1 protein-coding gene is annotated in these 14,376 nt (G+C 68.9%); it reads left to right on the top strand.

Going from position 1 to position 14,376, the window contains the following annotated elements; genetic code table 11:
* Nucleotides 1-14,376, top strand: a 14,376-nt coding sequence (locus ACFQS9_RS03670) for an amino acid adenylation domain-containing protein (protein ID WP_378401698.1), incomplete at both ends; no start/stop codon positions are given.

Genomic DNA, 14,376 nt, shown 5'->3' with positions numbered 1-14,376 from the left:
GAGGTTGCCGGGCGCACGCTGCCCGACTACATGGTCCCGTCGGCGGTCGTGGTGCTCGACGAGTTCGAGCTGACACCCAGCGGCAAGGTCGACCGCAAGGCGCTGCCGGATCCCGATTTCGGCTCCGCGGAGGAGTCCTACGTCGCGCCCGCGACCGTCGTCGAGGAGATCGTCGCGGCCGTGTACGGCGAGCTGCTGTCGGTGCCCCGGGTGTCCGCGACCGACAGCTTCTTCGCCCTCGGTGGCGACTCGCTCGTCGCGACCAAGGTCGTGGCCCGGGTCAACGCGGCCACCGGGGCGGCGCTGCGTCTGCGCGACCTCTTCGAGGCGCCGACGGTGGCCGAGCTGGCCGCCCGGATCGAACATGGGGAAGGCCGCGCCGAGGCGCGCAGCGAACTCGCGGCCCGGCCGCGCTCAGGCCGGATCCCGTTGTCGCTGGCTCAGTCCCGAATGTGGTTCCTGAACCAGTACGACACGGCCTCGCCGGTCTACAACATCCCGATGGCGATCAGGCTCACCGGCGAGCTCGACACCGACCTCCTTCGGGCAGCGCTCGGCGACGTCCTCGAACGCCACGAGTCCCTGCGGACGATGTTCCCGAACACCGACGACGGACCGCATCAGCTCATCGTTCCCGCCGCGGAGGTCGATCTCGACGTGAGCACCGCGACCGCCACCGAGTCCGAGCTCGCGGCCGAGCTGGTCTCGTTCTTCTCCCAAGGCTTCGACGTGACCACCGGAATTCCGTTGCGGGTCAAGATCGTCGAGGTAGACGACGCGGATGTCGCCGAGCACGTGCTGGCGATGTCGATCCATCACATCTCGTCCGACGGTGCCTCGACCGCGCCGCTGGCTCGGGACCTCGTCACCGCCTACCTCGCGCGCACGGCGGGCGAGGCGCCGCGGTGGACCCCACTCGAGGTGCAGTACGCCGACTTCAGCATCTGGCAGCGCGAGGTCCTCGGCACCACCGACGATCCGAAGTCGTTGGCGTCGCAGCAGATCGAATACTGGAAGTCCGCACTGGCGGGGATCCCCGAGGTCCTCGAACTCCCGGGAGACCGCCCGCGGCCGTCCCAGCAGTCCTTCCGGGCCGGCAGCGTTGCCTTCACCATCGACCCGGAGCTGCGCGGACGCCTGGACGCGCTCGCCCGCGAACACGGGGCCACCCTGTTCATGGCCGTGCACGCCGCGCTCGTGGTGTTCCTCTCGAGGCTCGGCAACACCGATGACGTGGCCATCGCGACCCCGGTCGCCGGGCGCGGCGAACGACAGCTCGACGACCTCGTCGGCATGTTCGTCAACACGCTCGTGCTGCGCACCGCGATCGACGCGGACGCGTCCTTCACCGAGCTCCTCGCCCAGGTCCGGGAGACCGATCTCGGTGCGTTCGGAAACGCCGACGTGCCCTTCGAGCAGCTGGTCGAGGCGCTCAACCCCACCCGCTCGCGTGCGCATTCGCCGTTCGCGCAGGTGATCCTCGGATTCCAGAACCTCGAACAGGCCGCGCTGGAACTGCCGGGCCTCACGGTGAGCGCGCTGGAGAGCGGGCTGCAGGTCGCGAAGTTCGATCTCCAGCTGATGATGATGGAGAGCGACCCCACCGGCGGTGGCGGGCTCACCGCCGAGTTGACGTACGCCTCCGACCTGTTCGACGAGTCGACGGTCGTGGACTTCGCCACCCGCTTCCTGCGGGTCCTGGAGGCGGTCGTCACGGCTCCGGCGCAGTCGGTCGGAGACCTGAGTCTGCTGGACGACCGCGAGCGGGCCCGGCTGGCACCGTTGTCCGGAGCCCCGAGCATCGCCCCGGCCACCCTGCCGGAGCTGCTGTCCGCGGCCGTCGCGCTGAACCCGGACGCGCACGCGGTGGAGTCCGGCGATCGCGCGTTGACCTACCGGCAGTTCGACGAGGCGTCGAACAGGCTGGCGCGCAAGCTCATCGCCGCCGGTGTCGGCACCGAGGATTTCGTCGCGGTGGCGCTGTCTCGCTCGGTCGAATCCGTTCTCGCGGTCTGGTCGATCGCCAAGACCGGTGCCGCGTTCGTCCCGCTCGACCTGTCGTACCCGCAGGAGCGAATCGACTACCTGGTCGCCGATTCCGGCGTCCGGGTCGGACTCACCGCCGCTTCGAGCATCGAGGCACTGCCGGACTCGGTGAACTGGCTCACGCTCGACGACGCAGAGTTCGCCGCGTCCGTCGACGAACTGTCCGCGGCACCGATCGGTGACGCCGATCGGCTCCGGCCGCTGACGCTCGCGTCGGGGGCGTACATGGTGTACACCTCCGGCTCCACGGGCAAGCCCAAGGGCGTTCTCATCACGCACACCGGTTTCGCCAACTTCGCCGCCGCGCAGCGCGAGCACTACTCGGTGACGCGCGAGTCGCGGACCCTGCACTTCGCGTCGCCGAGTTTCGACGGCGCGGTGCTGGAGTTGCTGCTGGCCATCGGCTCGGGCGCGACGATGGTGATCGCGCCGCCCACCATCTACGGCGGTCAGGAGCTCGGCGACTTCCTGCGCGAGAACCGGGTCACGCACGCGTTCATCACGACGGCCGCGCTCGCCACCGTCGACCCGATCGGCCTCGACGAGCTGACCGATGTCGCGGTCGGCGGCGAGGCCGTGCAGTCGGAGCTCGTCGCCAAGTGGGCGCCGGACAGACGGCTCTTCGACGTCTACGGTCCCACCGAGACGTCGATGGTGATCACCATGAGCCGGCCGATGGTGCCCGGCGGGTCGATCAACATCGGTGGCCCTGTCCGTGGCGCCGACGCGATGGTGCTCGACAATCGCCTGCACCCCGTCCCCGTCGGGGTGCCGGGCGAGCTGTACTTCGCGGGTCCCGCGCTCGGCCGCGGCTATCACGAACGGTTCGCGCTGACGGCGGACCGGTTCGTGGCGAACCCGTTCGCGGAGGACGGGTCCCGGATGTACCGCACCGGTGACGTGGTGCGCTGGATCGAGGTCGGTGGGGCGAGCGGAGCGACGGGGGATGACACGGCCGCGCTGGCCATCGAGTACGTGGGCCGCAGCGACTTCCAGCTCAAGGTGCGCGGCTTCCGCATCGAGCTCGGCGAGATCGACGCGGTCCTCACCCGCCACGAGAGCATCGAGTTCGCCGCGACGATCGGGCACGAGACCGCCTCGAGCAACACGGTGTTGGTGGCCTATGTGCTCGCCGCCGCCGGCCGGAGCATCGACAGGTCGATGCTGGCGGAGTACGCGGGCGTCGAGATGCCCGCGCACATGGTGCCCTCGGCGTTTGTGGAACTCGAATCGATTCCGCTGACCCCGAACGGAAAGCTGGACCGCCGGGCACTTCCCGAGCCCGTGTTCGAATCGGCCACCGAGTTCCGCCCGCCGCGCAACCCGGTGGAAGAGGTGATCGCGGGAGTCTTCGCCGACCTGCTCGGCGTGGACCGGGTGTCGGTCGACCAGGACTTCTTCGACATCGGCGGCAACTCGCTGGTGGCCACCCGGGTGGTGGCACGGGTGAACTCCGCCCTCGGTATCGCGATGGGCGTGCGGGAGCTCTTCGACGCACCCACGGTGGAGTCGCTCGCGGTGGCCGCGGCGTCGATGTCCGGCAGGGACGTCAATCGGCCCGCGTTGGTCGCGCAGCCGCGGACCGGCCGGATCCCGCTATCGATGGCTCAGCAGCGGATGTGGTTCCTCAACCAGTTCGACACCAACTCGGCCGCGTACAACATCCCGCTCGGAGTCCGGTTGTCCGGTGCGCTGAACGTGGAGGCGTTGCAGCAGGCCATGTTCGACGTGCTGGCCAGACACGAGTCGCTGCGCACGATCTTCCCCTCCGGCCCGGACGGTCCGGAGCAGCGCGTGATCGCGACGGGCGAGGCGTCGATCGAGCTCGCCAGGATCGCCGTCGCCGAATCCGAGCTGATGGCTCGGGCGGCGGAGTTCGCCGGCCGCGGCTTCGACGTCACCAAGTCGATTCCGTTGCGTGCCGTGCTTTTTGAAATCGATGACAACGATCGCGTGCTACTGGTCGTGGTGCATCACATCAGCGCGGACGGATTCTCGATGGCCCCGCTCGCCCGTGATGTGATGCGGGCCTACGCGGCGCGGGCGGCGGGCGCAGCGCCGCAATGGCATCCGCTGCCGGTGCAGTACGCCGACTTCGCCCTGTGGCAGCGTGAGGTCTTTGGCGCGGAATCGGATGCGGAGTCCGCGATCGCCCGGCAGGTCGGGCATTGGCGTCAGGCGCTGGCGGGCCTTCCGGACCTCCTGGCGCTGCCGACCGATCGACCGCGACCCACCGTGCGGTCGACAGCGGGTGACCGGGTGCGGTTCGAGGTCTCGGCTGAGGTCGCCGCAGGCGTGGACCGGATCGCTCGGTCCACCGGGAGCACGTCCTTCATGGTCATGCAGGCGGCGTTCGCGGTTCTGCTGATGCGGTTGAGTGGCAGCGAGGACATCGCGGTCGGAACAGCTGTCGCCGGCCGTGGTGAGGAGGCTCTGGACCCGCTGGTCGGAATGTTCGTCAACACACTCGTCCTGCGGACCGAAGTCGCACCGGCGGATTCGTTCGCCACCGTTCTGGGCAGGGTTCGCGAGGCGGACCTCGATGCATTCTCACACGCTGACGTGCCCTTCGAGCGGCTGGTGGAGGTGCTCAACCCTGCAAGGTCCACGGCCTATGCGCCACTGGTCCAGGTGTCGTTCGGGCTCGAGAATCTCGAGCCTGTGAGTTTTGAGCTGCCGGGGTTGCGTGTCACCGCGCTCGAAACCGACCTTGCCGAGGCGAAGGACGATCTCGGTCTGACCCTGTCCCAGCTCGTGGATGCGGACGGCAAGTCGGGCGGACTCGCTGGTGTGTTCAGCTTCGCCACAGCTCTTTTCGATCGGGAATCTGTCGAGAGGATCTCGCGGCGGTACGTTCGAATCCTGACTGCGGCTGTAGTCGATCCCGATCTGATCGTCGGCGACCTCGATCTGCTCGAGCCGGACGAGCGTGAACAGGCCACCACGGTGCCCGGTTTCGAGATGGTGCCGCTACCCGACGTGACGTTGACCGAGCTGATCGATGTGGCTGTCGCGCGCACTCCTGATGCGCCGGCATTCACGTTCGAGGGTCAGACCGTGACGTTCGGTGAATTCGATTCCCGGGCAAACCGACTCGCGCGCAGGTTGATCGCCGCGGGCGTCGGGCCGGAGCGTCGGGTCGCACTCGTTGCCCGGCGTTCGCTTGAGATGATGATCGGGATGTACGCGGTGCTCAAGGCCGGCGGTGCCTATGTGCCGCTGGACCCGGAGCAGCCGGCGGAACGGCTCGCGACGGTCATCGCCACCGCTGATCCCGTCTGCGTGCTGACCACGGCGGCCGATGCGGTGTCGGTGCCTGCGGGCGTGATGTCGATTGAGGTCGATGCTGCGCTGTCCGAGGGCAGCGGACTCGACGACTCGCCCCTCTCGGACTGCGAACGGATCGCGCCGCTGCGTTCGTCGGACGCCGCCTACCTGATCTTCACTTCGGGTTCCACCGGTGTGCCGAAGGGCGTCACGGTCGAGCACCGCGCGGTGGTGAACTTCCTGCTCTGGATGCAGGGGACCTATGGCTTCGAGGCCTCCGATGTCGGGTTGCAGAAGACTCCGACCGTGTTCGACCCGTCGGTGTGGGAGCTGTTCCTGCTCTTCATTTCCGGTGCTCGGACTGTTATCGCGCGACCGGATGGCCACCGTGACCCGGAGTACCTGATCGAGACGGTCCGCGATCAGGGCGTCACGATCTTGGGGTTCGTGCCCTCGATGCTCGCGGTGTTCGTCGGGGAATCGAATCTGCGATTGCCGGATTCGGTGCGGATGGTGATGGCGGGTGGCGAGGCGCTGTCCCCGGAGCTCGCCGAACGCGTCCGGCGCATCACCGGCGCGCGGTTGGAGAACAACTACGGTCCCAGCGAGGTCACCGTCACGTCCACGACCCACCGCGTCGACGGTTCTGAGACGACAGTGGTCCCGATCGGTCGACCCAGCTGGAACACTCAGGCCTACGTGCTGGACTCGCGCCTGCAGCCGGCGATTCCCGGTACTGCGGGAGAGCTCTATCTTGCGGGCGCCCAGCTCGCTCGCGGTTACCATGCCCGCGCCGATCTGACCGCAGAACGTTTCGTGGCGAACCGGTTCGGCGCCCCAGGATCGGTGATGTACCGGACCGGCGACGTGGCCCGCTGGAATGCCGACGGAGCCCTGGAATACTTGGGGCGCACCGATTTCCAAGTCAAGGTGCGCGGTCTGCGGATCGAACTCGGCGAGATCGAGTCGGCATTCCTGGCGCACCCGACCGTGGACCAGGCTGCCGCGCTGGCGATGGACACCGACCTCGGACAGCGCCTTGTCGCGTACGTGGTCGGGTCGGTCGGGTCCGCTCCGAACCCCGGGGAACTGCGTGCGGCAGTGGCCAAGGTCTTGGCCGAGTACATGATTCCGGACGCGATCACGATTCTCGATGCGTTGCCCGTCACCGCCAACGGCAAGCTGGACCGCAGGGCTCTGCCGATCCCCGAGTTCGGTTCGGTCGAGTCCGTGTACGTCGCTCCGCGCACGCCTGCGGAGGAGACGATCGCCGCGGTGTTCGCGGACGTGCTCGGCATCAATCGGGTGAGTGTGGAGGACTCCTTCTTCGCGCTCGGCGGCGACAGCATCATGTCGATCCAGTTGGTCACGCGTGCCAGATCCGTCGGACTCGTACTGACCGCACGTCAGGTCTTCGAACACAAGACCGCTGCGGCACTCGCGCTCGTGGCGACCATGACGTCCGACGTCGCTCAGTCGACGCTCGAGGAGCTACCGGGCGGCGGTGTCGGAGAGCTGCCGCTGACACCGATCATGCGGGCCGGCGCCGACCGTGGCGGGCTGCTGCGTCGGTTCTCGCAGTCGAGCTTCGTCACGCTCCCACACGGAATCGACAGGGCAACGGTCGAATCGACGATCCAGTCCGTCGTCGATCGGCACGACGCGCTGCGGCTGCGCTGGAACGCCGATGGCTCCGGTCTCACGGTCGCCGAAGCGGGGTCGGTCCCGGCGGCAGCGCTGGTCCATCGCGTCGAGTTCGCGTCGCGGCCGGGTACCGAGGAGTTCACCGCTCTGGTCCGTGGCGAGTTCGAGGCGGCCGTAGACCGGCTCGACCCCACGGAAGGGGTCGTCGCGCAGTTCGTCTGGTTCGACCCGGCAGACGGGGCCGGCGACACCAACGGTCGCCTGTTGATGGTGATCCACCATCTGGCCGTCGACGGTGTCTCCTGGCGGATCCTGTTGCCGGACTTTGCGTCCGCGTGGGGTCAGTTGCAGTCGGGTGCGCAGCCCGAGCTGCCGGAGGTGGGTACCTCACTGCGACGGTGGGCCCACGGACTCGCCGAGGCCGCGGTGTCCGAGCGGCGCACCGGGGAGCTCGGATACTGGCGGACCGTGCTCGAGGGCACCGATCCGACCCTCGGGTCGCGTCCGGTCGATCCCGCTGTCGACGTGGTCTCCGCGACCGGCGACGTTCGGGTCGAGGCATCCGCCGAGACCACCGATGCGCTGTTGACCGCGGTCCCGCGGGCCTTCGGCGGCGGTGTGAACGACGGACTGCTCGCCGCCCTGGCACTCGCGGTGGCGCGTTGGCGCGAGCGCCGCGGTGTCACCGAATCGAGCACGCTGTTGGACCTGGAAGGGCATGGCAGGGAGGAGGAGGCAGTCGCAGGCGCGGACCTGTCACGCACCGTCGGCTGGTTCACCTCGTTGTTCCCGGTGCGGGTCGACGTGGCGGGTGTGGACCTGGACGACGCATTCGCGGGCGGCCCGGCCGCGGGCCAGGCGATCAAGATGGTGAAGGAACAGCTCCTCGCCGTCCCGGACAGGGGCATCGGTTACGGACTGCTGCGGTACCTGAACACCGCGACGGCCGCGGAGCTCGAAGGGTTCGCGGCCCCGCAGATCGGGTTCAACTACCTCGGCAGGACCGGTGCGTTCGAGATCACCGACGAGATGCGCGACATGGGCTGGGTGCCCGTGAACGACGGCGGAGCCCTCGGATCGGCACGCGACCCGGAAATGCCCGTCACCGCCCTCGACATCAATGCTGTGGTCTCGAACACCGTAGGCGTCGAGACACTCTCGACCGTCTTCGGGTTCGCGACCGGCGTGTTGTCCGCAGAGGAGGTCGCCGAGCTGGCTGAGCTGTGGAGCGCGGCGCTCGACGCGATCGCGAGCCATGCGAGCAGCCCGGGCGCAGGCGGGTTCACTCCGTCGGATCTGCCGTTGGTCTCGTTGACGCAGGCACAGATCGAGCAGTACGAGGCGCGCTTCCCTGCGCTCACGGACCTCTGGTCGCTCTCACCCCTGCAGTACGGCATGTTCTTCCATGCGATGTTGGCCGAGTCCTCGGTCGACGTCTACACGACGCAGATGGTGTTGCGGCTCAGCGGTGCCGTGGACGCGGACCGGATGCGCCGGGCCACGCAGGCTCTCATCGACCGGCATCCCAGCTTCCGGACCGCCTTCGTCACCGATGATTCCGGCGCGGCGGTGCAGGTCGTGCTCGATCACGCAGAGGTCCAGTTCGACGTCGCCGATCTTTCGTCGATGGACCCCGTCGAGCGTGAGAGCGCAGGTCTGCGGATCCGCGCGTCCGAGCAGGGACGCAAGTTCGATCTGAGTTCGCCGCCGCTGCTGCGGTTCACGCTGCTCACCCTCGATGAGGGTGAGTACGAGCTGATGCTGATGAGTCATCACATCGTCTCGGACGGCTGGTCCACACCATTGATCCTCAAGGAATTGCTGGTGCTGTACGCGGCGCACGGCGACGGCAGCGTCTTGCCTGCGGCCCGCTCGTACCGTGACTTCCTCGCGTGGCTGGCCGATCGCGATCATGAGCGATCCCTGCGCGCGTGGACGGATTCGCTGGCAGGCGTGGAAGGTCCGACCCTGCTGTTCTCAGGAGACCGAGGCCGGCAGCAGGACAGCGTCTCCGGGCAGTTCACGACCGACCTGTCCGAGGAGTTCAGCGAGCGACTCTCTGCTCGTGCGCGGGACCTGGGCGTGACGCCCAACACGATGGTGCAGTCGGCCTGGGCGATCTTGCTGGGTGCCCTGACCGGACGTGAGGACACCGTCTTCGGCGCGACAGTGTCGGGCCGGCCGCCGGAGATCCCTGGCGTGGAGTCGATGGTCGGCCTGTTCATCAACACCGTGCCAGTGCGGGTCCACCTCGAACCGACCGAGACGGTTGCGGAACTCCTCGCCCGTGTTCAGTTGGAGCAGACCGACCTGCTCGACCACCACCACGTCGGGCTGGCTGACATCCAGCGCGCGGTGGGCGAGGCCGCGATGTTCGACACCCTCGCGGTGTTCGAGTCGTTCCCCGTCGACATGGCGGGCGCGACTTCCGAAACCGACATTGCCGGAATGCGAGTGACCGGGTTCGACGGTATCGATGCCGCGCACTATCCGGTGACGATGACGGCGAGCCTCGACAGCGTGCTGCACCTGAAGTTCATCCACGCCACCGAGCTGGTGGACGGGGACGCGGTCCGCACGCTGTCCGCACGGTTCGTACGGGTGCTCGAGACCGTTGTGTCCGCGCCGGGCACCACGGTCGGTGACATCGAGGTCACCGATCCGGCCGAACGGGCGGCGCTGTCGCCGGTCGTCGGCCCGACCGCGGAGCCGGCCATCCGCACGCTGCCGGAGTTGCTGGCCACCGCCGCAATCGACCGGGATGCCCCCGCGCTGGTGTCGGGCGACCGGACCGTGTCGTACGGCGAACTCGATGATCGCTCGAACGCGCTGGCGCGAGTACTGATCGACCGTGGCGTCGGCCCCGAGTCGTTCGTGGCGCTGGCACTTCCGCGGTCCGTCGAATCGCAGATCGCGTTGTGGGCGATCGCGAAATCCGGCGGTGCGTTCGTGCCGATGGACCCGGCGTACCCGGCCGACCGGATCGAGCACATGGTCAGTGATTCCGGCGTGGTGATCGGCCTGACGGATGCCGAACACGTGGCGGAACTGCCGGGTTCGACTTCCTGGCTCGTCCTGGACGACCCTGAGTTCGCCGCTGCGACGGATCGCGAGTCGACCGCTCCGGTGACCGATTCCGATCGCGTGGACCCGGTGTCGGTCGCGAATGCGGCCTACATGATCTACACCTCGGGCTCCACCGGTCTGCCGAAGGGCGTCGTGGTCAGCCACGTCGGGTTGTCGAACTTCGCGACCGAGCAGCGCGAGCGCTACTCGGTGACGGCCACGTCGCGGGCGCTGCACTTCTCGTCGCCGAGCTTCGACGCATCGATGCTCGAGCTGTTGCTCGCCGTGGGCGCGGGCGCGGCCATGGTGATCGTGCCTCCGGGCGTGTACGGCGGCACCGAGCTCGCGGACATCATCTCGGCGGGCGGCGTCACCCACGCGTTCATCACCCCGGGCGCGCTCGCGTCCGTGTCGCCGGAGGGCCTGGACTGCCTGCAGCACCTGGTCGCCGGTGGCGAGGCGGTACCGGACAACCTGGTCGACGTCTGGGCGCCGGGCCGCAACTTCTACAACGGTTACGGCCCGACCGAGACGATCATCATGGCGGCGATCAGCGAGGCGCTGACGCCGGGTGAGCTGCTCACCATCGGGGGACCGATCCGCGGGATGTCCGCTGCGGTGCTGGACCGCAGGTTGCGGCCGGTGCCGGTCGGGGTGGCGGGTGAGCTCTATCTCGCGGGCGCACAGCTGGCCCGCGGCTACCACGATCGCCGTGCGTTGACCGCGGACCGCTTCGTCGCGAACCCGTTCGGCGCCGAGGGATCTCGGATGTACCGGACCGGCGACGTGGTGCGCTGGGTGGAGACCGGCACCGGACTCGCCATCGAGTACGTCGGCCGCAGCGATTTCCAGGTCAAGGTGCGCGGCTTCCGCATCGAGCTCGGGGAGATCGACGCGGCGCTGTCCGCGCACGAGTCGGTGGACTTCGCGGTCACCATCGGCAGGCAGGGACCGTCGGGGGCAACTGTGCTCGTGGCGTACGTCGTGCCGGTCGCGTCCGGGACGGTCGACGTCGCTGCGCTGACCGAGTTCGTCGGTCGCTCGCTGCTCGCACACATGGTGCCGTCGGCGATCGTGGTCCTCGATGCGATCCCGCTGACCGTCAACGGCAAGGTGGATCGCAAGGCCTTGCCGGAGCCCGACTTCGGTTCGTCGTTGGAGTCGTTCGTCGCTCCGGCGAACCCGGTGGAGGAGATCCTGGCCGGCCTCTTCGCCGAGGTGCTCGGTGTCGAGCGGGTCAGCGTGACCGACTCCTTCTTCGCGCTCGGCGGCGACAGCATCGTCTCGATTCAGTTGGTGACCAGGGCCAAGGCCGCGGGTGTGGTGATCAAGGCGCGGGACGTGTTCGAGCGCAAGACCGTTGCCGGACTGGCTCAGGTCGCCACGCTCACGTCCGAGTCCGGCGGGGCGACGGTGCTCGCCGAACTCGAGGGTGGGGGAGTCGGCGAGATGCCTCTCACCCCGATCATGCGGTGGATGATCGAGCGTCCGGGCGGACACAACCGGATGCTCATGCCGGCCTTCCTGGCGCTGCCCGAGGGCATCGACCGGTCCGGGCTGGTGGCCACCCTGGGCGCGGTCTTCGACCGGCACGACATGCTCAGATCGTCGATCCCGCAGGGCGGCGCGGAGCCGTTGATGTCGATCGGCGCCCCTGGCTCGGTCGACGTGGACGCGTTGATCACCCGGGTCCAGTTCGACGACGGGTCCCTGCCGGGCACCACCGAGTTCGACGTCCTCGCGGCCCCGGCCTTCGAGGACTCCGCTGCGCAGCTGGACCTCGCGACCGGTTCGGTCGTGCGGTTCGTGTGGTTCGATCCCGCTCCCGATACCGAGGGGGCCGGGCGACTGCTGATCGTCGCCCATCACCTCGTCGTGGACGGTGTGTCCTGGCGCATCCTCGTCGCGGACCTGGTGGCCGCCTGGCAGTTCGTCGCAACGGGGGCCACACCGGAACTGCCGCCGGTCGGGACCTCCATGCGCCGCTGGGCACACGGACTGGTCGACGAGGCGAACAGCACTGTCCGGGAAGCGGAGATGGCGTACTGGCGGACGGTGCAGGGCGGGACCGACCCGCTGCTGGCATCGCGCCCGCTCGACCCAGCGGTGGACCTGTTCGCGTCCATCGCCGAGGTGAAGGTGGAGCTGTCCGAGCAGGCCACCGATGCGCTGCTGACCGCGGTGCCCGCTGCGGTCCGCGGCGGCGTGAACGACGGCCTGCTCGCCGCGCTGGCCATCGCCGTCTCGGCATGGCGGCGTGATCGCGGCGTCGACGAGACGTCGACCCTGATCAAGCTCGAGGGCCACGGGCGTGAGGAAGACGCTGTGCGCAGTGCGGGATCGGACGGCACCGCCGTCGTCGCCGACCTCACCCGGACCGTCGGCTGGTTCACCAGCATGTTCCCGCTCCGCCTCGATCTGTCCGGCGTCGACCTCGAGGACGCTCTCGCCGGCGGACCCGCCGTCGCCTCGGCCGTCAAGGCGGTCAAGGAGCAGCTGCTGGCCGTGCCGGACAAGGGCATCGGGTACGGACTGCTGCGGTACCTCAACGAGCGGACCGCGCCCGAGCTGGCCGCTCACCCGTTGCCGCAGATCGGTTTCAACTACCTCGGCCAGCTCGGCGGCGAGGAGCCCGCGGACTCGGCGGCGATCGGATGGCTGCCCGCGCCGAAGGGCGAGCTCTCGGTGTCGGCGGCTCCGGACGCGGACCTGCCCGCGGCCGCGGTCGTGGACATCAACGCCTCGGTGACGGGCTCACGGCTGAGTGCCACCTTCGCGTACCCCCCGGGACTGATCGACGAGTCCGAGGTGCGCGAGCTGTCCGAGTTCTGGTCCCGGGCCCTCGAGGCCATCGGCCGGTGGGCCGCGGCGACCGGGTCGCCGCAGTTCACGCCCTCGGACCTGCCGTTGGTGTCGTTGTCGCAGAACGAGATCGAGCGGTTCGAGGCGGAGTACCCGGCGCTCGCGGACGTCTGGTCGTTGACGCCACTGCAGGAGGGCATGCTCTTCCACTCGATGCTGGCGCAGACCTCGACCTCGCTCGACGTCTACACCTCGCAGGTCGTGATCGAACTCGGCGGACTCGTCGACGCCGGCCGCCTGCGCGCGGCGGCGCAGGCGCTGATCGACCGGCACCCGAACCTGCGGGCCGGGTTCCGGCACGACGACGCGGGGAACGCCGTCCAGGTGATCGTGGACGGCGCGCCGGTTCAGTTCCGCGAGGTGGACCTCGGTCAGCACGGCGACGAGGAGCGGCAGCGGGTCCTGGACGAGGACCGCGCTCGACGCTTCGAGATGTCCGAGCCCCCGCTGGTCCGGTTCAGCCTCGTCAAGCGGGCGGACGGCACGTATTCGCTGGCGATGACGAGCCATCACATTCTGGTGGACGGCTGGTCCATGCCGCTGCTCCTCAAGGATCTGATCGTGCTGTATGCGGCTCGCGGTGACGCGTCGGTGCTGCCGCCGGTGCGGTCCTACCGGGACTTCCTCGAATGGTTGTCCACCCGCGACGCCGCGGCCTCACTCGAGCAGTGGGCCAGTTCGATGGTGGGGGCCGAGGAGCCGACGCTGCTCGCGCCCGCCGACCGCGGTCGCGAACAGTCGTCGCTCCCGGGGCAGGTCAGCCTGCACCTGCCGGCCGAGCGCACCGGTGCGCTGTCCGGGCTCGCGCGCGAGCTCGGCGTCACGCTGAACACGGTCGTGCAGACGGCATGGGGCCTGGTGCTCTCGCGCCTGATCGGACGCGACGACGTGGTGTTCGGTGCGACGGTGTCCGGCCGCCCGCCCGCACTGTCGGGCGTGGAGTCGATGGTCGGCATGTTCATCAACACGCTGCCCGTGCACGTCACGGTGGACCGGGCGGAGACGGTGACCGAGCTGTTGCTCCGGCTGCAGGGCGAGCAGTCGGACCTGCTCGAACACCACCACGTGGGCCTGCAGGCGATCCAGCAGCGCACCGGCGCCGGTTCCGTGTTCGACACCATCACCGTGTTCGAGTCCTACCCGGTCGACGCCGCGAGCGCGACCGCCGACGCGGACATCGACGGGATGCGGCTGCTCGGCGTCGGCGGCGTGGACGCGAACACCTTCCCGTTGTCGCTGTACATCGAGGCGGGCGATCGCCTGCAGTTGGACGCGAAGTTCCTCACCGACCTGTTCGCGCCCGATGAGGTCGAGACGATCCTGGACCGGGTCGACCGGATCCTCGCGGCGATCGAGCGGGACCCGAACGCGAGGGTCGGGGATCTCGACGTGCTCTCCGACACGGAGTACGCCGAACTCGATCGCTGGAACGCGACCGAGCACGAGATCCCGTCGGCGACGTTGGCCGATCTGTTCGATGCGCAGGTGGCG

Source organism: Rhodococcus daqingensis (genome assembly GCF_042665615.1).
Lineage (GTDB): Bacteria > Actinomycetota > Actinomycetes > Mycobacteriales > Mycobacteriaceae > Rhodococcus_G > Rhodococcus_G daqingensis.
The sequence above is the reverse complement of the archived record's forward strand: the minus strand, read 5'-3'. Positions and strand labels throughout refer to the sequence as shown.